This window comes from Synechococcus sp. R55.4 (assembly GCF_047461935.1).
Lineage (GTDB): Bacteria > Cyanobacteriota > Cyanobacteriia > Thermostichales > Thermostichaceae > Thermostichus.
This window is the reverse complement of the sequence record NZ_JANSIF010000052.1, coordinates 1-25,707: the sequence shown is the minus strand read 5'-3', so window position 1 is coordinate 25,707 and position 25,707 is coordinate 1. Positions and strand designations below refer to the sequence as shown.

Genomic DNA, 25,707 nt, shown 5'->3' with positions numbered 1-25,707 from the left:
TGGATGTCGAGCATTGGGGTAGTGGGGTTGGCGCTGAACCTGCGGGCGTATGACTTTATCAGTCAGGAGGTGCGGGCGGCAGAAGACCCTGAGTTTGAGACGTTCTACACGAAGAACATTTTGCTGAACGAGGGGATTCGGGCCTGGATGGCGCCGCAGGACCAGCCCCATGAGCGCTTTGAGTTCCCTGAAGAAGTCCTCCCCCGCGGCAATGCGCTCTAAACCCACTGAGCTCGCTCGACTTTAGCTGCGGTAGATCCCTAGAGATCTGCTCTGTGAGGATGAGCGCTTGCCCAAGGGATCCCCTGCCGCGGATCCCAGTGGACAGGGAGCCCAACGGCAGGCGCTCGCGTTAACTAAACTTTTTTTGGTGTCTCTTGTTCCTGACTATCATTGGAGGTTGGTCTCTGTGACCTCGACAACATTTGGTTCTGCAGTGGTGCAAGATCGCACCCAAGGCGGATTTGCCTGGTGGGCTGGGAATGCCCGCTTGATTAATCTCTCCGGTCGGCTTTTGGGCGCCCATGTGGCCCACGCTGGCTTGATCGTCTTCTGGGCGGGAGCGATGCTGCTGTTTGAGGTGGCTCACTTCACGCCGGATCGGCCTATGTATGAGCAGGGCCTGATCCTGATGCCCCACGTGGCCACTCTGGGCTGGGGGGTTGGCCCGGGGGGCGAGGTGATTGACACCTACCCCTACTTTGTCATCGGGGTGCTGCACCTGATCTCCAGCGCCGTGCTGGGGTTGGGGGGCATTTATCACGCCATTCGCGGCCCAGAAACTCTGGAGCAGTCTTTCCCCTTCTTCGGCTACGACTGGAAAGACAAGAACAAGATGACCACCATCCTGGGGATCCACCTGATCCTGTTGGGGTTGGGGGCTTTCCTATTGGTGGCCAAGGCCATGTGGTTTGGCGGTGTCTATGACACCTGGGCTCCAGGGGGTGGCGATGTGCGGGTAATTACCAACCCCACCTTGAACCCCGCCGTGATCTTCGGCTACCTGTTTAAATCTCCTTTTGGTGGGGAAGGCTGGATCATCAGCGTCGACAACATGGAGGATGTAATCGGCGGCCACATCTACATTGGCATCATCTGCATTGCCGGTGGGATCTGGCACATCCTCACCAAGCCCTTTGGTTGGGCTCGCCGCGCCTTTATCTGGTCTGGGGAGGCCTATCTCTCCTACAGCTTGGCGGCGGTTTCGCTGATGAGCTTCATTGCCACCTGCTACATCTGGTTCAACAACACCGTCTACCCCAGCGAGTTCTACGGCCCCACTGGCCCAGAAGCCTCGCAAGCGCAAGCCCTCACCTTCATCGTGCGCGACCAGCGCCTGGGGGCGAACATTGGCCAAGCCCAAGGTCCCACCGGTCTGGGTAAATACCTGATGCGCTCCCCCACGGGCGAGATCATCTTCGGCGGCGAGACGATGCGCTTCTGGGATGTGCGGGCTCCCTGGAAAGAGCCGCTGCTGGGCCCCAATGGGTTGGATCTGGATAAGCTGAAAAATGACATTCAGCCCTGGCAAGCTCGCCGTGCAGTGGAGTACATGACCCACGCGCCGCTGGGATCCCTGAACTCGGTGGGTGGTGTGGCTACCGAGATCAACACGGTGAACTTCACCAGCCCGCGCACCTGGTTGGCTGCTCACAACTTCATCTTCGGCTTCCTGTTCTTCGTGGGTCACCTGTGGCATGCCGGTCGCGCTCGCGCTGCCGCTGCTGGCTTTGAGAAAGGGATCAGCCGCGAGAACGAGCCGGTTTACCGGATGAAGCCGATCCGATAAGGGCATAAGTCCCTCTGGAATGTACCTTTGGCCCCCCTTGCCGGGGGCCTTTTTTTGGGCATCCCCCCCTCAAGGATTGGCAGAAAGAAAGTTTGGGGTGGAAACTGAAGAGCGCTGAGTCATCAGAGCAGATGCACAAGATCCCTGTTACCGTCATCACCGGATTTCTGGGATCCGGCAAGACCACGGTGATCCGTCACCTTTTGCTCAACAACCAGGGCCGCCGCATTGCCGTGTTGGTTAACGAGTTTGGCGAAGTGGGCATCGACGGCGAGTTGCTGCGGGATTGCCAACTGTGTGAGGGGGAGGGATCCATCCCCATTCTGGAGCTGGCCAACGGCTGTCTCTGCTGCACGGTGCAGGAGGAGTTTTTGCCCACCATGGAAGCTCTGTTGCAGCGGCGGGCGGAGCTAGACTGCATTTTGATTGAAACCTCAGGACTGGCCTTGCCCAAGCCGCTCGTGCAGGCTTTCCGCTGGCCCACCATTCGTACAGGCGCCACGGTGGATGCGGTGATTACGGTGGTGGATGGTCAGGCTCTGGTCTCCGGGCAACTGGTGGGGGATCCGGCGGCCCTGGAGGCGCAGCGGCAGGCTGACGAAAGTTTGGACCATGAGACTCCGCTTGAGGAATTGTTTGAGGATCAGTTGAGTTGTGCCGATTTGGTGGTGCTCACCAAGGTGGATCAGATTACCCAAGAGGAGCAAGCTCGGGTGGAAAGCTGGCTGCGGCACCACTTGCGCCCTGAGGTTCAAATCCTCCCTTGTGAGCGGGGGCAGGTTCCCCCAGAAGTGCTCTTGGGCTTTAATGCAGCGGTGGAAGACCAGCTCGAGCGCCGCCCCAGCCACCACGATCACGGGGAGGAGCATGAGCACGAAGCTTTTGAGTCTTTCTACCTCAGCCTGGAGGGAGGTTATGAGCCGGGATCCCTGGTGGCTCAGCTACGCCAGTTGGCCCAAGAGGAATGCCTTTACCGGATCAAAGGATTTGTGGCCGTTCCCCACAAGCCGATGCGGCTGGTGCTGCAGGGAGTGGGATCCCGATTTGAAACCTACTACGACCGCCCCTGGCAACCCCAGGAGCCGCGCTTGACCCGACTGGTGCTAATTGGGCAAAACCTCAACCGAGAGCGCATTGCCGCCCAGCTCCAGGCCTTGGCCATCAGAGAAACGGTGGCCCCCACCGGCTGATCCCTGTCGGAGGCGAGTGGGATCCCTTGGGTCCTCGGCTCTCATCCCCCAGTCCCAGAGGGAAAGGAAGTAGCGTCCAGTTCTACTGTTACTCAAAGGTGGTCTAGAGGTAGGTATCCAAAAGAGAGGCCACGGTGGGGAAGTGGCAGCGCAAACCCAGGGTTTCTGGGGAAATGGCCTGGTAAACAAAATGGCGCTGGCGCAGACAGAACTCATCCCAGGCTGAAAGCCGCACCCGAAATAGAAAGGCCAAGCCGCGAACGAGAGCCGGGGGCAGAGGCACTCGGAAATAGATCCGTTTTTTGAAATAAGCACACATCTGTTCCACACATTCATCCCAGGAGAGGGGGGGATTGCCCAACACCCAATCGCCGCCACCAGGCAGATGGGCCACCCAATAGGCCACCATCTCGGCCACATCGGCAGCGTGGATAAAGTGGAAGCTGGCATCCACCCGCAAAAAGCGGATCAGATCCAGCCAGCGGAGAACGTCCTTGAGGCCGGCAGTGATGTGGGAGTAGGGGTGGTGGGGGCTGCCGCCAAAGAGCAGGGTGGGATAAAGGGTGAGCAGGCGCTCCGGCCAGAAGCCGCTTTCCTGCCGCCGCAGCAGCATCTCGTACTTGCTGCGGATGTAGTCGGTGCCGGCCCGTCCGGCAATGGCCAAAGGCTCCAGGGCCTGGTTTAAAAGGCTGGCTGTGGAAAAGTAGATCACCTGCTGACAGCGCTCCGGATCCAACAACTGAAAGAGCTCCAGGGTGTGGGTAACATTCACGGCCCAAGCCAGGGCGGGATCCCCCCAAGCCGCTGCCATGTGGATCAGCCCATCCATCTGGCGCAGCAGAGCGGCGTGTTCCCGGATGCGCAGGAGATCGCCGGGTACTAGGGTGATAGGGGCGGGCAGCCGTTCTAGGGGCAGCCGCAGGCGGCTGGTCTCGCGGATGAGAACGTACAGGTGGTAGGCGGGCCGCTCCGGAAACTCGGGATCCCTTTGCTGGGCCAGGCGCTCCAACACATAGTGCCCCAGGCAGCCGCTAGCGCCGGTAAGAAACAGGTTTCGCAAGAGGTCTTCCCAACGGGACTCGATGAAAAAAGCTTCTGACTAGTGTACCGCCTCAGCTTCCGTCTGCCGGAATTCCCCTGTAGGAGAGCCGCCCGACTGGGCAAACCCCACACTGGAAATCTGGCCGCAAGGATGTCAGCATAGTTCGACAAGAATCCAACTCAAAGAGCATATCCGAATATCCATCTGCATCTGTGGCTGTAACCTCTTCTCCGCCTTCCCGTTCCCGCGCTTTTGGCCTTTGGCCGCCGCTGGCCTTGGTTTTGCAGCGGCTGACCCAAGCGGTGCCGGTGCTGCTGTTGATCACGGTGCTCAGCTTTTTGCTCTTGCAGCTGGCCCCCGGAGATTTTTTGGATCCCTTGCGGGCGGATCCCAGTGTCAGCCAGGAGTTTATTGCCCAAGAGGAAGCGCGGCTGGGGTTGGATAAGCCCTTGGTTTGGCAGTACTTGACCTGGCTGGGCAACCTGCTGCAAGGGGATTTCGGGGTGAGCTACACCTATCGCGTGCCGGTAGCACAGCTCATCCTCTCCCGCGCCGGCGCTACCTTGCTGTTGGCGGTGTCCTCTGTGGTGCTGACTTGGCTGGTCGCCATTCCCCTAGGGATCCTGGGGGCGCTGCGGCAGAACACCCCCCTGGATCGGGCGTTGCAGTTGCTCAGCTACCTGGGCCAGGCCATGCCCAGCTTCGTGCTGGCCATTTTGCTGCTAATTGTGGCCCAAAACGTGAGCTGGCTGCCGGTAGGGGGGATGACCAGTGTTTATTTTGCCGAGCTTAGTTTGGGGGAAAAGTTGCTGGATCTGGGCCGCCACCTGCTCCTGCCCACGCTGGCCCTGAGCATCACCAGCTTTGCCGGGCTGCAGCGGATTACGCGCGGCAATTTCTTGGATGTGCTGCGGCAGGAATACATCCAGGCGGCGCGGGCCCGTGGGATCCCGGAGTGGCGGGTGATCTGGCTGCACGCGCTGCGCAACGCCGTCAACCCCTTGATCACGATCTTGGGCTTTGAGTTTGCCAATCTGCTCAGCGGCTCTTTTATTGCCGAGTTTTTCTTCAATTGGCCGGGGCTGGGCAAGCTGCTCTTGGAGGCTGTTCAAAGTTTCGACATCAATGTGGTGATGGCGGGGCTTCTGCTGGGGGCCGTGATGCTCATTCTGGGCAATTTGTTGGCCGATTTGCTCCTGATGTGGATGGATCCCCGGATCCGACCCGACTCACTGCTGTAGTTAACCATTGCTGCTACGGATCCCTCAAACAGGCGGCTCAATTGTGGAGACAATATCCCGAATCACCGCCTCAGCCTCTTGCCGTCGGTTGCCGGCCATCTCTCCCGACCCGGCCAGAGAAACCCGATGGGTCAGTACCGGCACGAACAGTGCTTGCAGATCTTCTGGTAGACAAAAGCTGCGCCCTTTCACCAGCGCCTGAGCCCGTGCTGCCCGCGCCAAGGCCAGGGCTCCACGGGTGGATACCCCCGCCCGCAGCAGCTTGGACACGCGAGTGGCCTGCACCACCTGCAGAAGATAGTCCGCCAGGGATCCATCCAAATACACCTGATCCACCGCCGACTGAATCTCTCGCAACTCCATCAGGGAGAGAACCGGCTGCAGAGCATCCACCGGCTCGGCCTGTTGCCGTTGCAAGAGTAAAGCTCGCTCTACCTCAGGGCTGGGGTAGCCAATCGACAGCCGTACCAAAAACCGATCCAACTGGCTTTCTGGGAGGGGATAGGTGCCGTGGTACTCCAAAGGATTTTGGGTGGCCAACACCATAAATGGGCTGGGCAGCGGGTAGGTGCGATCGTCCAGCGAAACCTGCTTTTCCGCCATTGCCTCCAGCAGGGCACTTTGGGTACGGGGCGAGGTGCGATTGATTTCATCCGCCAAGACCACGTGGGCAAAAATGGGGCCGGGACGAAATTCAAAATCCCCTTTTTCTTTGTTGAAAAGGGTGAGGCCAAGGATATCTGTCGGCAATAGGTCGCTGGTAAATTGAATCCGCTGAAACTTGGCTCCCAAACTGTGGGCGATGGCCCGCGCCAAAGTGGTCTTGCCTACACCGGGCACATCTTCAAGCAAAACATGACCTTCCGCAACCAAGGCCGTGACCACCGCCTGCACCACCTGCGATTTGCCCTGAAACACGGATTCGATATTGGCAATCAGCTTGCCAATCTGTTGGTGCAAGGTTTGTAATCGCTCCGCTGGGATCCGTGCTGAACCAGACCGGGTGCTGACACTCGCCATAAACCATTCCCAAAGGGGCCTATTCCACCTTACAGGTTGGATCCCATTGCCAGCTCAGGGCGGGATCCCGCTAAACCCCAGTGAAAAACCGGAGTATCATAGACCTAAGCCCTCCACAAGGATGGATATCTTGGAACTGTCTTGCAAAAGTGAATATGCTCTCCTGGCCCTTCTGGAATTGGCCCAGCACTACAGCGATGGCCAGGTGCTGCAGATTAAAGAAATTGCGGCTCATCAGTCCATACCCGACCGCTACTTGGAGCAATTGCTGGCCACCTTGCGCAGACAGGGGTTGGTGCGCAGCCAACGGGGATCCAAGGGAGGCTACTTCCTGGCCCGAGCACCCTGGCAGATCTCGCTGCTGGATGTTATCCAGGCCATCGAGGGGGAAGATCTCAGCCGCTCCCGCGACTTGCCCTCGGGCGATCTCACCCCAGAGCGGGAAGTGCTCCTGAAGGCCTGGCAAGATGCCCAAGCTGCGGCGGTAGCCATTCTCCAGAAGACCACCCTACAAGACCTCTGCGACCGGCAGGCACAACAGCAACAGGCTCGGCTCATGTACTACATCTAGGCCAGAGGCTGGAGCTGGGATCCTTGGAAGGTTTTGGGTTATCCTGAAACCCACTGCTTTTTGAATTGAGCCCTTCCATGACCGTTCGCTCTTCTCGCTCTCAGGCTGCCGATACGTTTTCCGCGGAAGATTTTGCCCAGGCTTTAGACAAGCAAAACCTCAGCTTTCAACCGGGGCAGGTGGTGCAAGGCCGCATCTTCCAACATCAGAACGATGGCGCTCTGGTGGATATTGGCGGCAAATCCCCGGCCTTTTTGCCCCTCAAGGAAGCAGGGATCCGCCCAGGGGAAGATTTGAGTGCGCTCTTTCCTTTAAAGACAGAAGCCGAGTTTCTCATCCTGCGGGAAGATGCAGAAGGACAAATTGTGCTCTCGGCGCGGCGGCTGAGGCTGAAGCGGCTTTGGGAAGAGCTGGCCCAGAAGCAAGCCAACGGCCAGACGGTAACCGTTCCGGTGATCGCCACCAACAAAGGGGGGGTGGTGGTGGATGTGCAGGGGCTGCGCGGCTTCATTCCCCGCTCCCACCTCAGCCAACGGGAAAGTCTGGAGGAGTTGGTGGGGCAATCCTTGACAGCAAGCTTTATCGAGGTGAACCCAGAAGCCAACAAGCTGGTGCTCTCCCAAAGGGCGGCTGTAAAGTCCGAGAACCTGAGCCGCTACACCAGTGGCCAAGTGGTGGAAGGCAAAGTCAGCGGACTAAAACCCTTCGGTGTGTTTGTGGACTTGGAAGAAGGGGTAACCGGGCTGTTGCACATCAAGCAGGTCAGCCAAAGTTTTGTAGCCTCGCTACCGGATTTGTTCAAACCAGGCCAACGCATCAAAGCTGTTGTCATCGATGTGGATGAGGCCAAGGGACGGATGGCCCTCTCCCTGCGGGTGCTGGAAAAGCATCCGGGCGAGGTGCTGGAGCAGCTGGACAGGGTTATGGAGGAGGCCGAAGAGCGGGCCGGTAAACTCAAGGGGAGAATAACATCCGACGGCCAAGTCATCTGATCCCATCTCTGCCTCGAGTTCGGATGCAAAACCTGCAGAGGGAAAGCAAGACGCCTTACGGCAATCAGAGGAAAATCATCCTTGCCGCGAAGGCAAGGGCCGCTGGGCTAAATCTGTGCTCAACGCCTTACGGCAATCAGAGGAAAATCATTCCGTGACCGTGGACATCGTGTCCATGACCGTGGAGTCTGCCGGATGCCCTCTTTCTGGAACTAACTCTGATTATCGTGGGCTCGCTAGGTACCCCCTAAGGGATCCGGGCTTGAGCGAATACATCTTGAGGGATCACCTTTAGACCCGGCAGGAAATCATCTTGAATGGCTTGGGATCCCGTAAAGGTGCGCGGCGGGGCATCGGGATAGAAGACGGTGATGCTCTTGGCTTGGGGATCCACAACCCAAACCCTGGGGATCCCAGCTTCTAGATAATCGGTTGCCTTCTGAGCTATGGCTCCAAAACTCTGGCCAGGAGAAAGGATCTCGATCACCAACTCGGGAATGGCAAAACAAGGTTCATCGGTCATGGCCTCAACCGGCAACCGCTCGTTAGAGATGTAAGTAACATCAGGAACTGGGATCCAGGGCTCTGCCTTTCGTGTTAAAACAACTGCCCACTCAGTATGTGCTGACCCAGGCTTAGGACACTCAGGGCTAGAGCACCAGTCCTCCAAAATTTGCCACAACACCGGTTGGAGACGAGCATGGAAGCGTTTTGGCGACATGGGTTCGTTTTTGGAGACGGCCCGCCCATCGACTAGCTCATAGACAATATCCCCCTCCGGCAAGGCCAGAAACTGTTCGGGAGTTAGCTTTTGACCTGAAATGGACAACTCTGGAGTCGATAGCATCACAGGATCCCCGTTGTTTAGGATGGCCGAATCTCTGTCTAGGCTAGCTCTGACATCCCCCACCTTCACCGTTTTGAAACAGTTGTCGAGCAGGGATCCAAATCCAGCGGCAAGATGGCTCCACTCAATTTTGGGGGTAGAGATCCCCATCTTTCTGGCACCGGCTGAGCAGAGGATGCCACTTTTCGGGAGAGGATAGGGCAACATTCAACCCAGAACCCTCTCCAGGCAACTTGAGAAGGGGGGGCTTCCAAGCTGCAGTAGCTTGAAGATGCCCGTGCTTCAATGCTTGAAAGCCGTCATCGAGAGGATCCCTATGGCTAATACCCTTTTGACCACTCTAGGCACCAGCCCCTACAGCGAGACGGTGTATGTTTTTGGGGAGCGGAAAGCCGATAGAACCCGTTATGTTGCCAAAGCCCTCTGTCAGCTCTTTGACATCGAGAGGGTGATTGTGCTGCTAACCCAAGAAGCACATGACACCCATTGGAAGCATCTACAGGACTGCCTACCCCCCCACGTGGAGAAAATTGCCAAGGCCATTCCTGAAGGGAAAACCGAGGCAGAGACCTGGGAGATCTTCGATGTGCTGGTCGATAGCATCGAGCCCCATACGCGGCTGGTTTTCGATATCACCCACGCCTTTCGCTCCATCCCCGTACTGGTGCTCTTGGGAGCCGCCCTTTTGCGCAAGGCCAAGAATGTAAATATTCAGGGGCTGTACTACGGTCTCTATCTCAAAGACCAGCAGGAAACACCCATCATCGATCTCACCCCCGCCCTTCGTCTTTTGGACTGGCTGACGGCTACCGACAAATTCATTAGCACCGGCTCGGCCTTGGAGTTGGGCCAACTTTTGGATACAGTTCAACGGGACTTTTACCGCCAACCAAAGCTCGGCAAAAGGGATCCCAAGCCCATCCGGCTGCAGAACTTTGGCCAAGCCATCCGCAATATCTCTCGTTCCCTGGAGCTGGTAAGACCGGTCAGCCTTTTGGAGGATGACTTGCTTAGGTTGCAAAGGCACTCCACCCAGGAGTTGGCAGAAGAGGTGGGCCAATTTGCCAAGCCCTTTGGCTTGCTGTTGCAAAGCATTCAAGACAGCTATAGCCAACTGGCTTTGCCAGCAGACAGAGCTACGGATGCCAAGGCTCAAGTTCAAAAGCAATTTCAACTGCTGCGCTGGTATGTGGAGAAACGCTTCACCACGCAGGCAATTCTCTTAGCTCGGGAGTGGGTGATCTCGGCCCTCTGCTTGTGTGAGGGGCTGCCCAACTACCGCCAGCGGGAAGCGCGGCAGGAGATCGAACACCAACTGGGATCCCTCATTCCACGGGAAGACCAGCCCCAGGCGCCTCCTGACATTGCTGCCCATGTTCCCAATGTGCAGAAACTTGCCAACCTCTGGTCTCGCCTCAGCCAGTACCGCAACGATGTTGCCCATGTGCAGATGAATCCAAACCCTTTGAACAGCGAAGCTCTAGAAAGCTTTGTTTTGCAAGACCTGCTGCCTGGCCTGGAAGAGCTGTTTCCCAAATTGACCTGGGCAGAAGGGAAGTTGGAAGGGGATCTTTCCACTTCTCCGTAGGCTAAAGACATCGGTTCGCCCTCAGGTTCTGGGTTTTTGGTCAAACAACGGCTATTGAGAAATACTGAAGAAAACTGAGGGCTGGCCGGGATCAGATCGATTTTGTTTTGTAGCTTCTGTAGCCACGACATCGGGTGGCTACCGGGGTTTTGTTCCTTGTTCGAGGAGTTCCTAACTGTTCTGTTTCTCCAGCGAAAACACCATGTCTTACTACTGGCAAGCTAAGCTCTGGGGTCTGTTACATGATCCCGCCCTCAAAGCCCTACACGACAGGACTGGCCGCTCCAAGGAAGGGCTGTGGACCAGACTGGCGGCGATGCAGGGATGGTCTTCTCCCAAAGCCGAGGGATCCTCTCCCATAGGCGATGCCGATCTCATCGCCTCGGCCAGCGACCGGGCTGCCATTGGCCATTTGCCTGTAGCCATCGACTACCAGGTTGAGGATCGCGGCCAGGGGTTAGGCTCTGGACTGGAGATGAGCCATCTGCTCTCGGGGCGCAAGCACTTTTGGCAATTGGCCAATGACCAACACCAAGCCCTCAAGAATGCCCGCTCCCGTGCAGACTACCTGATGGAACGGGAGGAGAACGCCATCCCTGATTGGGTTCGGCAGGAGACGGATCCCCAAAAAGTGTTTTGGTGGTTTTGGCGGTGCTTTCCCCAAGCTATTTGTCAGGAGTTTGGGGATGAAAGCTTGCTGTTATTGCCAGCAGAAACCCGGCTGCCAGACGGATCCCTGTGGAGCCACGCCAGCGTCACCGCAGCCTTGGCCGGATGCTTGGCCGGCTACGACGAGCCCAAGTTCGCGCGTCCCTTCTTGGTGAGCTTTACCTTCAACCCCATCCAAGAGTTGATCAAAGCCAGCCGCAAAATGCGGGACTTCTGGGCTGGCTCCTGGCTGCTGCACTACCTTTCTGCTCGCATAAGTTGGCGACTAGCTGAAAAATACGGCCCCGACTGTCTGCTCTACCCCAGCCTCTATGGCCAGCCATTAATCGACTACTGGCTGCGGGAGAAGTACCCCGAATTTGAAGAATGGATCCCTCAGCCTTCGCCTAACGCCCTGCTCACCGCCGGCTTTCCCAATGTGCTCCTGCTGCTGCTGCCAGAAGAGCGGGTGGAGGCGGCCATGCAGTTTGCCCAGCAGACCCTCAAGGAAGAATGGAAGCAGTTGGCCCAGAGGGTGCTGGATCACCTGCAGGGGGATCGCCGCTGGCTGAGGCAGTTGCACCCAGAGGACCCCACCTGGCAGGGATGGCTGGAGCATCAGTGGCAGCACTACTGGGCAGCCGTGCCCCTGGGATCCCCGGCTCATGCCCTCAAAGATACCGGCATCCTCAAGCCCCCTCAGGTTTCCATTGATGCGGATCCCTGGGTCAGTGCCCAAAACCGCACCTATCACCTGGGGGCTAAGCAAAAGCTCTTTGCTGATGAGGAGCTGGAGTTTCTGCGGGCTAGCTTTTGGGATCCCCAAAGACAACAGCGCCGCCAATACAAGGCCGGACTCAACGTCGGATCTTGGTGGGCAGCCGCAGTGGAGCAAAGTCGGCGGCTACAAGCCGCTTGTAAGCAGGCCCGCGATTGGCAGCTCCCCGTTGCGTTTGGGCCGCGCAGCACCGTTTCGGGCTTGGGGCCGGTGGTGCATCCCTCACCGCGGCAGGGGTGGATAACAGAAGGGGAGAGTCGGCGGCTTTGGCAACGGCAGGCCGGGCTCTTCGATGGCCGGGAACAGCTCAATGCCACCGAAACCCTCAAGCGGGGCTTGTACAAAGTGCTGCCGGAGCTCTTCCGCGAGCTGGATGAAGACCAGATTGCCGCTTCCTACCCGGATCTCACGGCTGGGGTGGCTGGCTACCTCAAAACCCAAGGGCAACGGGAACGAGAGCACTTCGAGCAGGCCTGTCAGGCAGTGGAGGCCCGCTACCCGGAGGTCAGAGGGGTGCTGCGGGAAATGCGGGGCAAATGGGGGATCCCGTGGGCCGACCAGCAGGAGCTGTGCTACCATCCCCGTCTGCTCAATGCTGGTTGGCTGGTGGAAGACCTGGAGCTGGACGAGGAAACGCAAAGAAGCTACCGGCAGGACATCGAGACGCTTCTAGGCCGCTACTACCCCAGCGTTAACCCCGCCAGTTGGTACGTGCTGGCTGCCGGGGATGGGGACGACATGGGCAAATGGCTCAGGGGCGAGAAGATGAAATCCTACTACGACTATCTGCCTCAACCCCTACAGCGGCTGGCCAACGGGCAAACGGAAGCCATTGGCGAGGTCTTTGGCAAGGACAAGGAGGAGCTGGAGCAAGTCAAAGACGCTTTTCAGAAGTTTGTCAAAAACAGCCGCAAGCGCATGGGGCCTGCCACCCACAGCGCCCTAAGCCGCGCCCTGCTGGATTTTTCCGGCCAGTTGGTGCCCTACCTAACAGAGCAACGCTATGCAGGCAAGCTCATCTACGCCGGTGGGGACGACGTTTTGGCCTACACCAACCTCTGGGAGTGGGATGGCTGGCTGTGGGATATTCGCCAGTGTTTCCGGGGGGGAGAGGATGACTGGCGGGAGTTTGAGAACCTGGGGGACTACTGGCAGTGGAAAAAAGGGCGGCCTCCCGAAGGTTTGAGCCGGCGCCCCCTCTTTACCCTGGGATCCGCAGCCACCATCAGCTTCGGCGTGGTGATTGCCCATCACTCGGTGCCTCTGGCCATTGCCCTGGAAAACCTTTGGCAGGCGGAAGAAGAAGCCAAGGGCCACCTCTATGCCCATGGCTGCCCCAAAGACAGCGTGCAGGTGCGGGTGCTGTTTGCCAATGGCAACCAACTGGTGAGCACCAGCAAGTTCGACACGTTCGACAAGTGGAAAGACCTCCTTGATTTTGACTGGAAGCTCATGGGCCAGCAGCAGGATCAAAGCTCCTTGTTTGAGCAGGCAGCCCAACTGTGGGAGCAACATCCTGCCCCCAGCCCAGAGGCGGTGCCAGCCTGGGCCACGCTCTTTTGCAGCCGCCGGGATCTCTTCAAACAGGAATCGAAGCAGAAAGAGCACTTCCAGAACAAGCTTGTGGAGTTTATCCAGCATTTTTGGCAGCACAGCCTGCCCGCCCAGCCCCAGGAGTGGGATCTGGAGATCAAAAACTGGTTCAAGTTGGCAGCTTTTGTGCTGCGCAACCGCACCGTTGCTTTGGGGAGGAACAGCCGATGAGTTGGTTTACCCTATCACCCCTGGATGTGTGGATGTTTCGGGATGCCAAGCCCTTTGCGCCGGGAGAGCGGGCCTGGGCCAACAGCAGCTTTCCCCCTAGCGGCCATACCCTTGCTGGTGCTATCCAGGCTTACCTGGGCCAGCCCTTGACGCTGCGGCTGCGGGGCCCCTTTCTCTGCCACGACGAAAGGCTCTATTTCCCCGCCCCTCTGCATCTGGAAGACGGATTCCCCCTTGTTCCCGTTCCTTGGTTGGACAAGACGGATCCCTACTTCCATTGCCGCTGGGATCCCACCCGGCCAGCCCCGTTGGTGTCCCTGAGGCCAGCAGAGGAGGAACCCGAAGGCAGCCAGAGCAGCAAGAAGAAGAAAACAGGAGGCTACCTGCCCTTCGAGGTGGTGCAAAAGGCGCTGGAAGGCAAAGGCTGGGATCTCAGCCAGGCCGTCAAGCCGCCGTTGAAGTATGAAGTACGGCCCCACAACACTCTGCAGGTGAGCAAGCGGCAAGTGCGAGAAGCCGATGGCTACTTTGTGGAGACCTGTATCCGTCTTCAGCCGGGCTGGAGTTTGGCCCTTTCCATCGAGTGCTGGGATCCCGATCGCGAAGCCTGGGATCCCCTACCCCTTACTCAGGAAGCAGTGCTGCGGCTGGGGGGAGAAGGCCACTGCGCTTTGCTGGCCCCCTGTCCGAAGTTGCAGGCGCAGTGGCAGCAGTTGCAGGACCTTTCTCAGGCCGCCTTTTGCCAAGCCGGACGCGCTTTGGCCTACTTGGTGACCCCAGGTGTGTTCATCAAAAAGGTGGACGGGCGTTCCCTCTGCCGTGCCTGGCCCTGGGAATGGCGATTGGCCACTCCCCACCCCGCCCATCCCCTCACCGGCCCCTTGGTGAGCGTGGCCACCGGCAAGCCCGTTGCCATCAGTGGACGCCTGCGGGTGGATCGCCCCCCAGAGCAGCGGCAGATGAGCCTGCCCGCCCCCCAAGTTTTTGCCGCGCCCCCTGGCAGTATCTACTACCTGGAGCAGCCGGCCCCCCTCAACCAAGAAGAGCCCGAGCTAGAAGATGGCCGGCTCAACGTGTTCCACCGCTGGCGGCTGTTGGGCTATAGCGAGCTCCTATGGCTGCCTTGGGCCAACTGAGTTTTGCTTTCAGTCCTTGAATACTTACTCGCAAAAGGAGCCCATCCATGACTTTTCAGATTGCCTACCTCCATCTATTGACTCCCCTGCACACCGGCGGCACTGCCCAAGAAGGGAACCTCTTGGGGATTGCCCGCGAATCCCACACCCATTTGCCCTACATCCCTTCCAGCACCATTCGGGGCAGGTTGCGGGCCAGCGTGGCCGATAAAGACAAAAAATTTGAGCTCTTTGGCAACGAAATTGGGGAAGGGGATCAGCTGACCCAGGGATCCATTTGGATTGGAGATGGCTCCTTGCTTTGGATCCCGGTGCCCTCCCTCAGCCACGGGGTGGTGTGGATAAGCTGCCCGCTTCTGCTCAAGCGCTGGCTGCGGCTAACAGGCCAGAATCTGTCAGTGCCGGATCCCTATAGCACCAACTTGGGAACAAACCAGCCTATCTACCTCAAAGATGCCATTCTCAAAGAGGGTCTCAAACAATGGTCGGAATGGAAGAGCTACACCAAAGATCCTAATATCAGTCGCGTGATTGTTTTACCAGATCAGCACTGTGCCACCCTCATTCAAATGAGCCTGTGGCGGCAGGTGAAAGTCAAGCTTAGCGAGCACAAGGTTGTGGAAGGAGGCTTCCGCTATGAAGAGGCCATTCCTCCTGACAGCTTGATGTACTTTACCTGGGGGGTTACCGCCCAAGCAAATGGCAGTTCTGAGGAGGCAATGAAAGAGTTTCGAGATCTGCTGCAATCCAACCAGATTATGCAGATTGGCGGCCAGGAAAGCTTGGGCCGAGGCTTTGTGGAGCTGTCTTTGAACTAGATCTCAACCTAGGAGGGAGGTTTTATGAATAGCTTTGACCCGCGTACATTGGCCAAGCCCGTTTACGAATCCCTGTGCCAGCTCAGAGCGCAAACCAAGGATACAGAAAGGCTAAAAGAGCAAAAAAACCAGGCTGTGGAGCTCTACACCTATCTTTCTACTTGGGGCCTGCTGCGCCTCAAGGCCGAAGAAGACGCCCTTAGCCAAGAGGGCAAAAAAGAGGTGGTCAAGGAGTTTTTCGATTGCCTAGAAAAGATCTCCGGTCAAAACGAAATTGCCAAATCCAACGGCCTGGATCGTCTCATGGGGTTGGGAGTTGAAGAGTACCTGGGTTTAACAGGGCTGGGACTTGCTTTGGCGCAAGAATTCAGCTTCTGGGCTACAGCCATTTACCATGACGTTAGCGGGGGGGACTAATGAGTGCAGCTGTTCCAATCCAGTCTATTTCCCTGTGTGAAGGAAGCCAAGTGGTCATCCATTCGCTGACTTGGCAAGACTTTGAGAGCATCTTGGAAGAGTTAGGGGAAGACCGCCACACTCGCATTGCCTATTACAACGGCACGTTAGAGATCATGTCTCCCTTGTCCAAACATGAGCGCCCTCACCGCATTGCCGGAGATATTGTGAAAGCTCTCCTTGATTCTCAAGGGAGAGACTGGGAAGACTTTGGCTCAACAACCCTTAAAAAGTCTGGCAGTGCTGGGGTGGAGCCTGACACCTGCTTTTATGTCCATCACCTAGAGCAGGTGCGAGGGTGTGAGGGAAGGATCGATGTCGATCTGTTGCCTCCGCCTGATCTGGCCATTGAGTCCGACGTTACTTCCCGGACCTTTATCGATGCCTATAAAGCTATTGGCGTGCCCGAAGTTTGGCTCTTGGGTGAGCGAAGTTTGCGGATATTTATTCTGCAGGGAGAAGACTACGTAGAATCGAGCTGCAGCCGGCTTTTTCCAGACTTCGACATCTCCAGTCTTGTACCTCAACTTATTCGACGCGCCTTAGAAATTGGCACCAGCGCTATGTTGCGCGAATTTCGGGAAACGCTTCGCAATTCCTAATACTGCTTTCCAGCTTTAGGAGAAGATCAAATGCCTAGCAATCGTCCTGCCAACGCTCCACAACCCCTTCCCCGTCCTGGAAGACCAGGCTCACCTCAGCAAGGGGATCCCAGCCGTCTGCCAAGTTCAGGAAGTCGAGGAGGAGGCCATCCCCCCAATCAGAGAGGGGGGAGTGGTGGTGGAGGGGGCGGCAACCATTCCCAACCTTCTCCCTGGTTAGGACATCCCTCGGATCCCAGTCCTAGGCCGGCTTCCACAGCGAGCTTTATTGAATATCTGCGCTGGATGAGAGCCTATGGGGCTCCTTTCAGGGACGGAACCAAAGTCGATCTGGTGCATCGGGCGGAAGCAGATGCAGACTACAGCTCCCGCTTGCAAGTTCTAAACGATCGCATCAAGCGCATTGCCAATGACACCTTTCAGGTCACCTGTCCCTGGCGAATTCGGGTGGGTGGAGCCAAAGGCCCGGAAAGCATGCTGCTGCCCGCTTTTGATCACTTAGGGATCCCCTACATTCCCAGCTCCACCTTGCGGGGGGTAGCCCGCGCCCAGGCTATTCGAGAGTTGATGCAGAAGCACAATCTGTCTTGGGAGGAGGCAGATAAAGCAGTGGCACCCTGGCTTGGGCATCTAGAAGCTGAGGACAAAGATAGTGCTGGCAAGGTGATCTTTTTAGATGCCTACCCCGTGCCAACCCGTCCCCAAAGACAAGGGGATCCCGATAATTCCAGAACAGGAGGTCTAGCTGTCGATATTGCCAATAATATCTGGAAGTGGAACGGTCAAAATCTTGAATACTCACCTAATCCCAACCTCTTCTTTTCTCTCAAGCAAGCCACTTTTTTGATTGGCCTGCGTAAAGGGCCAGGCTGCACCGACGAGATGTTGGCCCAAGTGAAAGAATGGCTCATCCGCGGGCTGGAGCAAGGAGTGGGATCCCAAGTCAATACCGGCTACGGTCGGCTGATTCAAACTGGCAAAACTCTATCTCAATACAAGGGAGAATTCTTGCGGCTGCCTTTTAAGCTGAAGGGTCAGTTGATCCACGGGCGGCAAGTGGTCAACTGGAGACCTGATAAGAACCGGTATGACAACAAATCAATTGCCGAAGTCCGACCGGTAGCCTTTAAGAACATGCTGCGCTACTGGTTTCAAACCTTTGCCCTGGGTGTTTTGCCCGTGAAGCAGGTGCAGGAATGGGAGGGGCAACTTTTTGGGGCCATCACTCCCCAGCAAAAACACAGCTGGATCCACGTGGATCTTTTGAAGGGGCGAGTAACTCAACCGGAGCCGGAACCCAATCAAGCAGGAAAGGGGAAGCCTGCCGGACGGCAAGAAGGGATCCTCATTCTCAGCCTTTCTGAGGAGTGCCAAAACTATGCTTCAAAGGAGAAGCAGGAAGCGGTGCAAAAGCTCTTTCGGAATCTAACCTGGATGCTGTTTCACCTGGGAGGTATTGGCCAGGGGGCAAGAAGGCCCTGCTACTCTCGCCAAAACCGCGGAGCTCCTTGGTGGCGCGGCTCTACCCTGATCCCTGAGTCGGAGGATTCATTTTGGGATCTTCCAGAGTCAGTGGCCGAGTTTCAGAAACTTTTCCAACGGCGACTGGTCGACTTCTTTGCGGCTCTCGGGGCCCTCAGCGAGCAGGCTCTTGATCCCAGAAATCCATGCAGCTTTGACCAAGTTGCTAGAGAGAGATGGCCTCAAGCAGTGGACAGAAACTGCCAGATTGTAGTCTGCAGCGGCAAGGAAGAATTCAAAAAGCCTTATGCCTTGGCAATCCTGCATCAATTGGGCCGGCAGGGCGAAGGGCGATACGACAAATTCTTGTGCGGAGGTGTGCAGGGAGGTGTCGTGCCCTCGCCTGTTTGGATTGCCAACCTAGATGATTACCAAGTAGTTACCGTTTTTGGGGCAACGGTGGATCCTAGGAAAAGTTATCTTGAACAGCTCAGGAAAAATGCTGATGATTTTGGAATAATCTGGCCCTTGAGGTAGAGATCTTGGAGAATCTCTGGAGGAATAAAATGTCCAAAAAGAGGATCAATGCCAAAGTTCTTAGAAACCTTGTTACAGCTGTGGTCAACGGCTCGATCACGCTGGCCATCCTGCTAATTGCTCCCTTGGGATTGGCAGCCGTGATTACCAATACCATTCTTGTCGCGATTGCCAGCTTCTTTTCGGGCAGTCTGGCCGAGATCGTGATGGATTTCTTGTCAAGTCCTGAAATTGATGTTGAGATTTTACCGGAGCGTGGCCGCTCTAAACCCGGCAATGCCATAGATCAGAGGCGAGGCGCTGAAGATCTGCGTCGTCATGACGAATAATGCGAACTTTATATGTCTCTCAGCAGGGGTGTAGGCTTAGCCTTAAGCAAGAGTTCGTAATGGTCTATTTGGGCGAGTCGCTCTTGCAGGAGGTGCCTCTACCCTTGCTGGAGCAAATTTTAATCTTTGGCCGATCCCAGGTCACCACAGACGTAGTGAGAGCGTGCCTGAGGCGGAATATTCCTATTGCCTATCTCTCCCGGCTAGGCTATTGCTATGGTCGCCTTGTTCCTATAGAGAGGGGGTACCGCCGCTTAGCTCATTTGCAACAGGCGCTCCCTGAAGAATGGCGATTGCAAACGGCAGCTCAGATGGTGCGAGCCAAGCTGCTCAATAGCCGGGTGCTGCTGATGAGGCAGCTCAGGCAACGCCCCACTGAAACAGGGGATCTGACCCTGCGCAGTCTGGAACATTTGGCTGCTCAAGCTCTTGAGGCCAAGTCTCTAGATCAATTGCGGGGCATTGAAGGAGCGGCTGCGGCTCTGTATTTCCCGGAATTGGGAAATTGCCTTCAGCAAAGGGGCTTTGTTTTGCTTAACCGCACTCGACAGCCGCCCACTAACCCGGTTAATGCCATGCTCAGCTTTGGCTACATGGTGCTCTGGAACCATCTATTAACCCTGATTGAGCTGCAAGATTTGGATCCCTATCAGGGTTGCTTGCACGCTAGCAGTGAACGCCATGCTGCTCTGGTTTCGGACTTACTGGAAGAATTTCGGGCGCCTATTGTAGATTCAATAGTCCTCTGGCTGATCAACAAGGGCATTATGAACATCGAAGAAGACTTTGAGTATCGCGATGGTGGCTGTTTTCTAAGTGATAGTGGCAGGAAAAAGTACCTTACAGCTTTCATCCAAAGAATGGAGGGATCCATCCAGACCCCTGACGGAGATCAACCCCGCTGGGATCTGCTAACGCAGCAAGTTAAAAAGTTTAAGCAATCCGTCTATAATCCTCAAGATTTGTACCAGCCCTACCGGATTCGCTGATGTTTCTTTATGTTGTTACCTACGATACTCCCTGCGACAAGCGACGCAAGAAAATTGCCGACCTGCTAGAAGGCTACGGCAAGCGCGTGCAATACAGCGTGTTTGAGTGCGTCCTCGACAAAGACAAGTTCGAGGAGCTCAAACTGCGGCTCCGCAAGAAGATCAAGCCCGAGGAAGACAGCGTCCGCTTCTATCCGCTCACTAGCTATGTCCTCGCCCAGGTGGAAATCTGGGGTGGGCCTGCCCTGACTGCACCCCCCAGCTCGGTCATTGTGTAGCTCAGGCAAGTCTCTTCCTACTTAAGCACTCGGTGTTTCCAAAAGCACACTCAAACGGTATCAACGCCTGCGCGAGCGATCCGCCAAAAGCCGCAAAGGCCGATTCTTTCGTCCGATCCCTCGACGCCTTGCGCCACAAGGCTTTCCGGCCCCAAAGCCCCCTCGCCAGCACCCTTTTTGCCGACTTTTTTCCGGATCCCTCGCAAATGGGTCTTGCATTCCTTGCCCTGCTTGGGTTTAATAGGGGTGGGGTTCCCCCTTCGGGGGGATCCCTAGAAATTGGAAGCCGTGGGAATCTTCAGATATACTAAAGACTCAGAATACGCCTAGAATAAAGTTTGGTGATCTAGAAGACATAAATTCGGAGACAGAATAATGTTCCCCCTTCGGGGGGATCCCTAGAAATTGGAAGCCGTGGGAATCTTCAGATATACTAAAGACTCAGAATACGCCGTTCCCCCTTCGGGGGGATCCCTAGAAATTGGAAGCTCTAGTGCCGGTCGAAGAAACAAAACCTCCTGCTTAGGAATGTTCCCCCTTCGGGGGGATCCCTAGAAATTGGAAGCATCTACAGCAACGTGAGAGAGGTGTACGAGGTTTTCAAGGCAAGTTCCCCCTTCGGGGGGATCCCTAGAAATTGGAAGCTTTTCGAGTCCTCGATATTGGCGCACAGATTGTACGCCTGTTCCCCCTTCGGGGGGATCCCTAGAAATTGGAAGCAATGACTTTCTCACCCGTTTTGGGGTCAACTACAACACACTGTTCCCCCTTCGGGGGGATCCCTAGAAATTGGAAGCCGTGTCAAACAAACGGGGTTCTTAATGCGGGTTTAAGAAGTTCCCCCTTCGGGGGGATCCCTAGAAATTGGAAGCTACTCCCTTAACTAGGTAAACCGTCCGCTCCCTTAAACGTTCCCCCTTCGGGGGGATCCCTAGAAATTGGAAGCCTTAAGGTGCTTTCATTACCTGCCTAAGGGAGTGAGGCGTTCCCCCTTCGGGGGGATCCCTAGAAATTGGAAGCTCGCCCACCAGCCAGAACACCTCGTTCCCGACCCTAGCCAGTTCCCCCTTCGGGGGGATCCCTAGAAATTGGAAGCGTTCATACGTCCTCCAATAAAACTACCTCTTCAATATGTTCCCCCTTCGGGGGGATCCCTAGAAATTGGAAGCGAGTACGGCCTATGGAAGAGAATGAGATGGCCGACCTTATCGTTCCCCCTTCGGGGGGATCCCTAGAAATTGGAAGCACCGGCCTACTGCGATTATCTTCTTCATTGCCTGCTCGTTCCCCCTTCGGGGGGATCCCTAGAAATTGGAAGCGTCGGAAGAAAGAATTGAGACCCCAACGGGGTCCATCTGTTCCCCCTTCGGGGGGATCCCTAGAAATTGGAAGCGTGGCTTGTCCGGGTGCATGTTCCGACGCACACGTCGTTCCCCCTTCGGGGGGATCCCTAGAAATTGGAAGCTTGAAGGCGATTTCGTCACAATCGCGCTTTACATTCCAGTGTTCCCCCTTCGGGGGGATCCCTAGAAATTGGAAGCCCACGTCAGAAGAGCCGTTTGACGGGATCACAATAGACGGTTCCCCCTTCGGGGGGATCCCTAGAAATTGGAAGCTTTAAAGCTGCCCAAATCGGTGGCGGCGTTAAACCGAGGTTCCCCCTTCGGGGGGATCCCTAGAAATTGGAAGCAAGAGAAAAGCCCGTGCTGCGGGCTTATACTCTTCCGGAAACGCTTCAGTTGTTCCCCCTTCGGGGGGATCCCTAGAAATTGGAAGCTTGATTTATGAAAGCTGTATTTGATTTTATTATTTATCGTTCTGAAGTTCCCCCTTCGGGGGGATCCCTAGAAATTGGAAGCGTTGATGACAGACATGGTAAACCTCCTAAGGCAGGGAATGTTCCCCCTTCGGGGGGATCCCTAGAAATTGGAAGCAAGGGAGGAGTTTCAAATGAATGCTATGAAATTTGCTGAAGTTCCCCCTTCGGGGGGATCCCTAGAAATTGGAAGCTACTCCTCTCCCTTAACCGGGAATAAACAACACCCAGGATTGTTCCCCCTTCGGGGGGATCCCTAGAAATTGGAAACCTCCTGGCGTTGCTTCTCCCGTACATTGGCAGCTTCTTGCCGTTCCCCCTTCGGGGGGATCCCTAGAAATTGGAAACGGTGGTCAGCATAAGACCACGCAAGTGGCCTTGGCCATGGTTGTTCCCCCTTCGGGGGGATCCCTAGAAATTGGAAACTAGGTCTTGCATGTGCTGTCCTCCATTGACTACACTCCGTTCCCCCTTCGGGGGGATCCCTAGAAATTGGAAACTCCACATTGGCAGCGAGGTTGAATGCCTCACCTAGATGGGAGTTCCCCCTTCGGGGGGATCCCTAGAAATTGGAAACTTGCCATGCTTTTACCTACAAATTTCAGGGTATTGGAAGTTCCCCCTTCGGGGGGATCCCTAGAAATTGGAAACCTGTGCGCCAATATCGAGGACAACACAACAGGAGGTGTTCCCCCTTCGGGGGGATCCCTAGAAATTGGAAACATGCGGATTGTTATTGTCGCACCAGTCAATCTACAATCGGGTTCCCCCTTCGGGGGGATCCCTAGAAATTGGAAACTTTCGCCATGTCTAGCACCTCGTTCGGAGTCCAAATGATGGTTCCCCCTTCGGGGGGATCCCTAGAAATTGGAAACCCATGAAAACAGTTTGCTACCCAAATTACCTTTAGATAGTTCCCCCTTCGGGGGGATCCCTAGAAATTGGAAACAGGAACTAGATTAGATCGTAATTCGTTGTAACCGTGTTCCCCCTTCGGGGGGATCCCTAGAAATTGGAAACTGGGAATAGTTCCAGTAGTACGCATGTCCGTTGACGTTGTTCCCCCTTCGGGGGGATCCCTAGAAATTGGAAACTCTTGTGAAGGTTTCTTTGAGTCGCTTAGTAATTCCCGTTCCCCCTTCGGGGGGATCCCTAGAAATTGGAAACTCCAATTAAAGCCAATGCCCGAGAGGGGTTGGTAAGGTTCCCCCTTCGGGGGGATCCCTAGAAATTGGAAACCAGGAACTTGACATTCATGTCATCCTCCTCCCTTAAAGTTCCCCCTTCGGGGGGATCCCTAGAAATTGGAAACTCGAGCAGACAGTCGGCCATATATTCACCAACGTTGTGGTAGAATAGTTCCCCCTTCGGGGGGATCCCTAGAAATTGGAAACACCAGTTTGACAGGATTCATAACATACTCCTCCCTTTAAGTTCCCCCTTCGGGGGGATCCCTAGAAATTGGAAACTAGGTCTTGCATGTGCTGTCCTCCATTGACTACACTCCGTTCCCCCTTCGGGGGGATCCCTAGAAATTGGAAACGTTGGTATCCATGTTTCCTCCTAGTGTGGGTTTACGGTTCCCCCTTCGGGGGGATCCCTAGAAATTGGAAACGGCACTTGCACCTGGCGGAAGGAACCCGTAATTGTAACGTTCCCCCTTCGGGGGGATCCCTAGAAATTGGAAACAACCACTACTCCTGACCGTTCTTGTTTTCGTCATTAGTCTGTTCCCCCTTCGGGGGGATCCCTAGAAATTGGAAACCCTATAGCCACAAAAAATCCCCCGCCAATAAGGCGGGGTTTTTCCTTCGGGGGGATCTATAGAATTGGAAACCTAGGGATCCCCAGTTGGAAAGAAATTGGAAACAGAGAAAAGATTAGAGTAAAGCCGGTGCTGCTCGGCAGAGGCCAGGCAGCGCTGTTGGTGCTCAGGCCACTCCTGGAGGGCTAGTTTTTGTTGTTCCTGGAGAAGGGTTTGTAGGTCTGAGTCTGCAGGCAGCTCGCCTTGCAAAACCTGCAAATCGTTAAAGCGGCCCAGTTGATCCTGCAAGCACTTCAGGGTTGCTATCCAATCTTGCATGGTTTCCCCGTAAAAGGGCGCAAAAAACTCCACCTGATAGCGCAGCCGTTTGGTGGCCTTGCGCAGCTCGTGCAGTTGCTCAGCCTGGGCTTCCGTTGCGGGGAAAGCAGGGATCCGCCAGCCTGGCTGCAGCAGCCACTGGGCCAGCAGGGGAGTCAGCAAGTGGGGCAAGCTTTCCGGCAAAGGCAGCTCCGCCTGGGGCTTATAGCGGGGGTGAGCCAGCCACTGCTCGCAGGCAGCTTGAAACGCCAGGAAGTCAGCATCTTCAAGAATGCGGCGGGAGCGTTTCTCGGCTTGGGTTCGACGTTGCTGCAGATCTTGTTTTAGCTTCTCCAGTTCTGCCTGCTGGGCTGCCGGGATCCCTTCCCAACAAGGTTCCTGCAGGATTTCCAGCAGCACGTCCAGATCCCGCTGTTTGCCCAAAGCACTGGCCAGCTTCTGCAGGCGTTTGGGCTTGAGAGGCTTGGGCAGCCGGACGGATCCCTGAAACACCTGCACCCAGGTGCCAATACGGCGCAAGGTCACCCGGATTTGGTGGAGAGATTCTGCCGCCTCTGGATGCTGAGCCAGAACTCGCCTTACGTGTTTCTGCAGCCGCTGCCATTGCTGGCTCAACAGCTGGTGGGCCCAGGCGGCCACGGTTGGCAAGGGCGCAGATGAGGGCAAGGTCAAGTGCAAGGACTCCGTCCCGCTGACGCGAAAGGACTCCGTCCCGCTGACGCGAAAGGACTCCGTCCCGCTGACGCGAAAGGACTCCGTCCCGCTGACGCGATCGGTTTTCAGCTCAGCAGCAACAGCGTCCACAGCCAGTCTCCTCTACCCAAAACGAGAACCAAGAGGGCAGCAGGCTCTTTTCACATAGGTCATCCAGCCTAGCTTGAGGTTACCCCCGCCTCTTCCTTTTTAACCTAATCTTAACCTTGGTAAACCGAGCAGGCTGTGGCCAGGGAAACTGTCGCGAGCTTTGGCCTGTCGCGCCATTCCCGTCAGCGGAACAGAGTCTAGGGCTCCCGGCCTGCTGTCGCAAGTGGTAGGCGGGGTTCGACCACTGACCAGAGGCGGGCAGCCACCTCTGCCGGGGATCCCTGGGCTGAAATGCGGACAATCCGCTGTGGTTCTGCGGCAGCCAGAGCCTGGAACCCTTGGTAGACGCGGCGGTGGAACTCCAGGTGTTCTTGTTCGAGCTTGTCGCAAGACCCTGTTCGCGCCAGCGGGCCGGAGGCCTTCCGCGCCAGCCCCACCTCTGGGGGGAGATCCAGCCACAGGGTGAGGTGCGGCTGCAACCCGCCGGTGGCTAAGTGGTTGAGCTGGCGGATCTTCTCCAAGTCCAGCCCCCGACCGTAGCCCTGGTAGGCCAGGGTGGAATCGGTAAAGCGGTCACAAACCACCACCTGCCCTGCCGCCAGAGCCGGCGCGATGACTTTGCTCACGTGTTCAGCCCGATCCGCCGCGTACAGGAGCAACTCCGCCAGAGGGCTAAAGGGATCCCCGTGCAGCAACAGCTCCCGCAGCGTTTTGCCCAGCGCCGTGCCCCCCGGCTCGCGGGTACACAGGCAAGCGTAGCCTTCTTGGCGCAGCCGCTCAACCAAGAGGGCCTGTTGGGTGGTTTTGCCCACCCCTTCCCCGCCTTCTAGGGTGATGAACACACCGTCGTCCTGATACATTCACGCTGAACTCTCCTGAACATGGTTCAGGAAAGAAGCGATCGCATCCTGCCTATCTCTGAGCAGGA

General features: G+C 56.4%; 21 protein-coding genes and 1 CRISPR repeat array. Of the genes, 16 read left to right on the top strand and 5 right to left on the bottom strand.

All coding sequences use genetic code 11. The features are described 5' to 3' along the window. The 3 genes from NW842_RS11475 to cobW form a co-directional block, all read left to right on the top strand. Positions 1-222 (top strand): photosystem II protein D2 (locus NW842_RS11475; protein ID WP_414417878.1); only part of this gene is annotated, 222 nt, incomplete at its 5' end. Between the two features lie 187 nt (positions 223-409). Next, positions 410-1,789, top strand: a complete 1,380-nt coding sequence (gene psbC / locus NW842_RS11470; protein ID WP_369791763.1) for a photosystem II reaction center protein CP43 — start codon at positions 410-412, stop codon at positions 1,787-1,789. A gap of 131 nt (positions 1,790-1,920) precedes the next feature. Then, positions 1,921-2,979 (top strand): cobalamin biosynthesis protein CobW, encoded by a 1,059-nt coding sequence (gene cobW / locus NW842_RS11465; protein WP_414358404.1) that lies wholly within the window; start codon positions 1,921-1,923, stop codon positions 2,977-2,979. 103 nt (positions 2,980-3,082) lie between these two features. Here cobW and NW842_RS11460 read toward each other — a convergent pair whose 3' ends face one another. Continuing rightward, a complete protein-coding gene (locus NW842_RS11460) occupies positions 3,083-4,039 on the bottom strand; it encodes an NAD-dependent epimerase/dehydratase family protein (RefSeq protein WP_414418064.1) in 957 nt (318 codons plus the stop codon). Positions 4,040-4,233: 194 nt separating this feature from the next. Here NW842_RS11460 and NW842_RS11455 point away from each other — a divergent pair, with 194 nt between their 5' ends. Next, positions 4,234-5,262, top strand: coding sequence for an ABC transporter permease (locus tag NW842_RS11455; RefSeq protein WP_414418063.1), 1,029 nt, complete (start codon positions 4,234-4,236; stop codon positions 5,260-5,262). Between the two features lie 24 nt (positions 5,263-5,286). On the opposite strand, the gene NW842_RS11450 is transcribed toward NW842_RS11455, so the two are convergent. Next, entirely contained in the window at positions 5,287-6,282 is a 996-nt protein-coding gene (locus tag NW842_RS11450; protein WP_414342457.1) for an AAA family ATPase, read from the bottom strand. A gap of 130 nt (positions 6,283-6,412) precedes the next feature. Here NW842_RS11450 and NW842_RS11445 point away from each other — a divergent pair, with 130 nt between their 5' ends. Together NW842_RS11445 and NW842_RS11440 are read left to right on the top strand one after the other, a co-directional pair. After that, positions 6,413-6,853, top strand: a complete 441-nt coding sequence (locus tag NW842_RS11445) for an RrF2 family transcriptional regulator (protein WP_011432485.1) — start codon at positions 6,413-6,415, stop codon at positions 6,851-6,853. A 77-nt stretch (positions 6,854-6,930) separates the two neighbouring features. Continuing rightward, positions 6,931-7,845 carry a S1 RNA-binding domain-containing protein gene (locus tag NW842_RS11440; protein ID WP_414351627.1) on the top strand — a complete coding sequence of 305 codons (915 nt, stop codon included), beginning with the start codon at positions 6,931-6,933 and terminating at the stop codon, positions 7,843-7,845. A gap of 247 nt (positions 7,846-8,092) precedes the next feature. Here NW842_RS11440 and NW842_RS11435 read toward each other — a convergent pair whose 3' ends face one another. Beyond that, positions 8,093-8,692, bottom strand: coding sequence for a Uma2 family endonuclease (locus NW842_RS11435; protein WP_414399424.1), 600 nt, complete (start codon positions 8,690-8,692; stop codon positions 8,093-8,095). 316 nt (positions 8,693-9,008) lie between these two features. On the opposite strand from NW842_RS11435, the gene csx2 reads away from it, so the two are divergent. The 10 genes from csx2 (at position 9,009) to cas2 (ending at position 20,076) form a co-directional block, all read left to right on the top strand. After that, complete coding sequence (csx2, locus tag NW842_RS11430; protein WP_414418062.1) at positions 9,009-10,280, top strand: TIGR02221 family CRISPR-associated protein; 1,272 nt, start codon at positions 9,009-9,011, stop codon at positions 10,278-10,280. A gap of 202 nt (positions 10,281-10,482) precedes the next feature. Further along, complete coding sequence (gene cas10, locus NW842_RS11425) at positions 10,483-13,470, top strand: type III-B CRISPR-associated protein Cas10/Cmr2 (protein WP_414418061.1); 2,988 nt, start codon at positions 10,483-10,485, stop codon at positions 13,468-13,470. Further along, on the top strand, positions 13,467-14,606 hold the full coding sequence (locus NW842_RS11420; protein ID WP_414418060.1) for a type III-B CRISPR module-associated protein Cmr3: 1,140 nt from the start codon (positions 13,467-13,469) through the stop codon (positions 14,604-14,606). The genes cas10 and NW842_RS11420 overlap by 4 nt, the downstream gene beginning before the upstream one ends. A gap of 47 nt (positions 14,607-14,653) precedes the next feature. After that, positions 14,654-15,424: a type III-B CRISPR module RAMP protein Cmr4 gene (cmr4, locus tag NW842_RS11415; RefSeq protein ID WP_414418059.1), complete on the top strand. Its 771-nt coding sequence runs from the start codon at positions 14,654-14,656 to the stop codon at positions 15,422-15,424. 24 nt (positions 15,425-15,448) lie between these two features. Further along, a complete protein-coding gene (locus NW842_RS11410; protein ID WP_414400031.1) occupies positions 15,449-15,841 on the top strand; it encodes a hypothetical protein in 393 nt (130 codons plus the stop codon). Then, the gene (locus tag NW842_RS11405) at positions 15,841-16,482 is read left to right on the top strand and encodes a Uma2 family endonuclease (protein WP_414418058.1); all 642 of its coding nucleotides are present in this window, start codon (positions 15,841-15,843) and stop codon (positions 16,480-16,482) included. The genes NW842_RS11410 and NW842_RS11405 overlap by 1 nt, the downstream gene beginning before the upstream one ends. Before the next feature lie 285 nt (positions 16,483-16,767). Further along, complete coding sequence (locus tag NW842_RS11400) at positions 16,768-18,480, top strand: RAMP superfamily CRISPR-associated protein (protein WP_414418057.1); 1,713 nt, start codon at positions 16,768-16,770, stop codon at positions 18,478-18,480. A 29-nt stretch (positions 18,481-18,509) separates the two neighbouring features. Then, positions 18,510-18,809, top strand: a complete 300-nt coding sequence (gene csx18, locus NW842_RS11395) for a CRISPR-associated protein Csx18 (protein ID WP_414406322.1) — start codon at positions 18,510-18,512, stop codon at positions 18,807-18,809. Next, positions 18,809-19,798 carry a CRISPR-associated endonuclease Cas1 gene (gene cas1, locus NW842_RS11390; protein ID WP_414329661.1) on the top strand — a complete coding sequence of 330 codons (990 nt, stop codon included), beginning with the start codon at positions 18,809-18,811 and terminating at the stop codon, positions 19,796-19,798. The genes csx18 and cas1 overlap by 1 nt, the downstream gene beginning before the upstream one ends. Further along, positions 19,798-20,076 (top strand): CRISPR-associated endonuclease Cas2, encoded by a 279-nt coding sequence (gene cas2, locus NW842_RS11385; protein ID WP_414329659.1) that lies wholly within the window; start codon positions 19,798-19,800, stop codon positions 20,074-20,076. Before cas1 ends, cas2 begins: the two co-directional genes overlap by 1 nt. A 251-nt stretch (positions 20,077-20,327) precedes the next feature. Next, positions 20,328-23,657: a CRISPR direct-repeat array (repeat unit 36 nt; unit sequence GTTCCCCCTTCGGGGGGATCCCTAGAAATTGGAAGC). A 72-nt stretch (positions 23,658-23,729) separates the two neighbouring features. On the opposite strand, the gene NW842_RS11380 is transcribed toward cas2, so the two are convergent. Both NW842_RS11380 and tmk read right to left on the bottom strand, forming a co-directional pair. Beyond that, positions 23,730-24,779, bottom strand: a complete 1,050-nt coding sequence (locus NW842_RS11380; protein ID WP_414418056.1) for a CHAD domain-containing protein — start codon at positions 24,777-24,779, stop codon at positions 23,730-23,732. 197 nt (positions 24,780-24,976) lie between these two features. Then, positions 24,977-25,621, bottom strand: a complete 645-nt coding sequence (gene tmk / locus NW842_RS11375) for a dTMP kinase (protein WP_414418065.1) — start codon at positions 25,619-25,621, stop codon at positions 24,977-24,979. Between the last annotated feature and the right edge of the window lie 86 nt (positions 25,622-25,707).

What these genes read in the sequence shown, in the direction of transcription:
- cmr4 (WP_414418059.1), top strand. Translation starts at nt 14,654, where the DNA reads ATGACTTTTCAGATTGCCTACCTCCATCTATTGACTCCCCTGCACACC.
- NW842_RS11410 (WP_414400031.1), top strand. Translation starts at nt 15,449, where the DNA reads ATGAATAGCTTTGACCCGCGTACATTGGCCAAGCCCGTTTACGAATCC.
- NW842_RS11450 (WP_414342457.1), bottom strand. Translation starts at nt 6,282, where the DNA reads ATGGCGAGTGTCAGCACCCGGTCTGGTTCAGCACGGATCCCAGCGGAG.
- csx18 (WP_414406322.1), top strand. Translation starts at nt 18,510, where the DNA reads ATGTCCAAAAAGAGGATCAATGCCAAAGTTCTTAGAAACCTTGTTACA.
- NW842_RS11420 (WP_414418060.1), top strand. Translation starts at nt 13,467, where the DNA reads ATGAGTTGGTTTACCCTATCACCCCTGGATGTGTGGATGTTTCGGGAT.
- cobW (WP_414358404.1), top strand. Translation starts at nt 1,921, where the DNA reads ATGCACAAGATCCCTGTTACCGTCATCACCGGATTTCTGGGATCCGGC.
- NW842_RS11405 (WP_414418058.1), top strand. Translation starts at nt 15,841, where the DNA reads ATGAGTGCAGCTGTTCCAATCCAGTCTATTTCCCTGTGTGAAGGAAGC.
- cas1 (WP_414329661.1), top strand. Translation starts at nt 18,809, where the DNA reads ATGCGAACTTTATATGTCTCTCAGCAGGGGTGTAGGCTTAGCCTTAAG.
- cas10 (WP_414418061.1), top strand. Translation starts at nt 10,483, where the DNA reads ATGTCTTACTACTGGCAAGCTAAGCTCTGGGGTCTGTTACATGATCCC.
- NW842_RS11400 (WP_414418057.1), top strand. Translation starts at nt 16,768, where the DNA reads ATGAGAGCCTATGGGGCTCCTTTCAGGGACGGAACCAAAGTCGATCTG.
- NW842_RS11435 (WP_414399424.1), bottom strand. Translation starts at nt 8,692, where the DNA reads ATGCTATCGACTCCAGAGTTGTCCATTTCAGGTCAAAAGCTAACTCCC.
- cas2 (WP_414329659.1), top strand. Translation starts at nt 19,798, where the DNA reads ATGTTTCTTTATGTTGTTACCTACGATACTCCCTGCGACAAGCGACGC.
- csx2 (WP_414418062.1), top strand. Translation starts at nt 9,009, where the DNA reads ATGGCTAATACCCTTTTGACCACTCTAGGCACCAGCCCCTACAGCGAG.
- NW842_RS11440 (WP_414351627.1), top strand. Translation starts at nt 6,931, where the DNA reads ATGACCGTTCGCTCTTCTCGCTCTCAGGCTGCCGATACGTTTTCCGCG.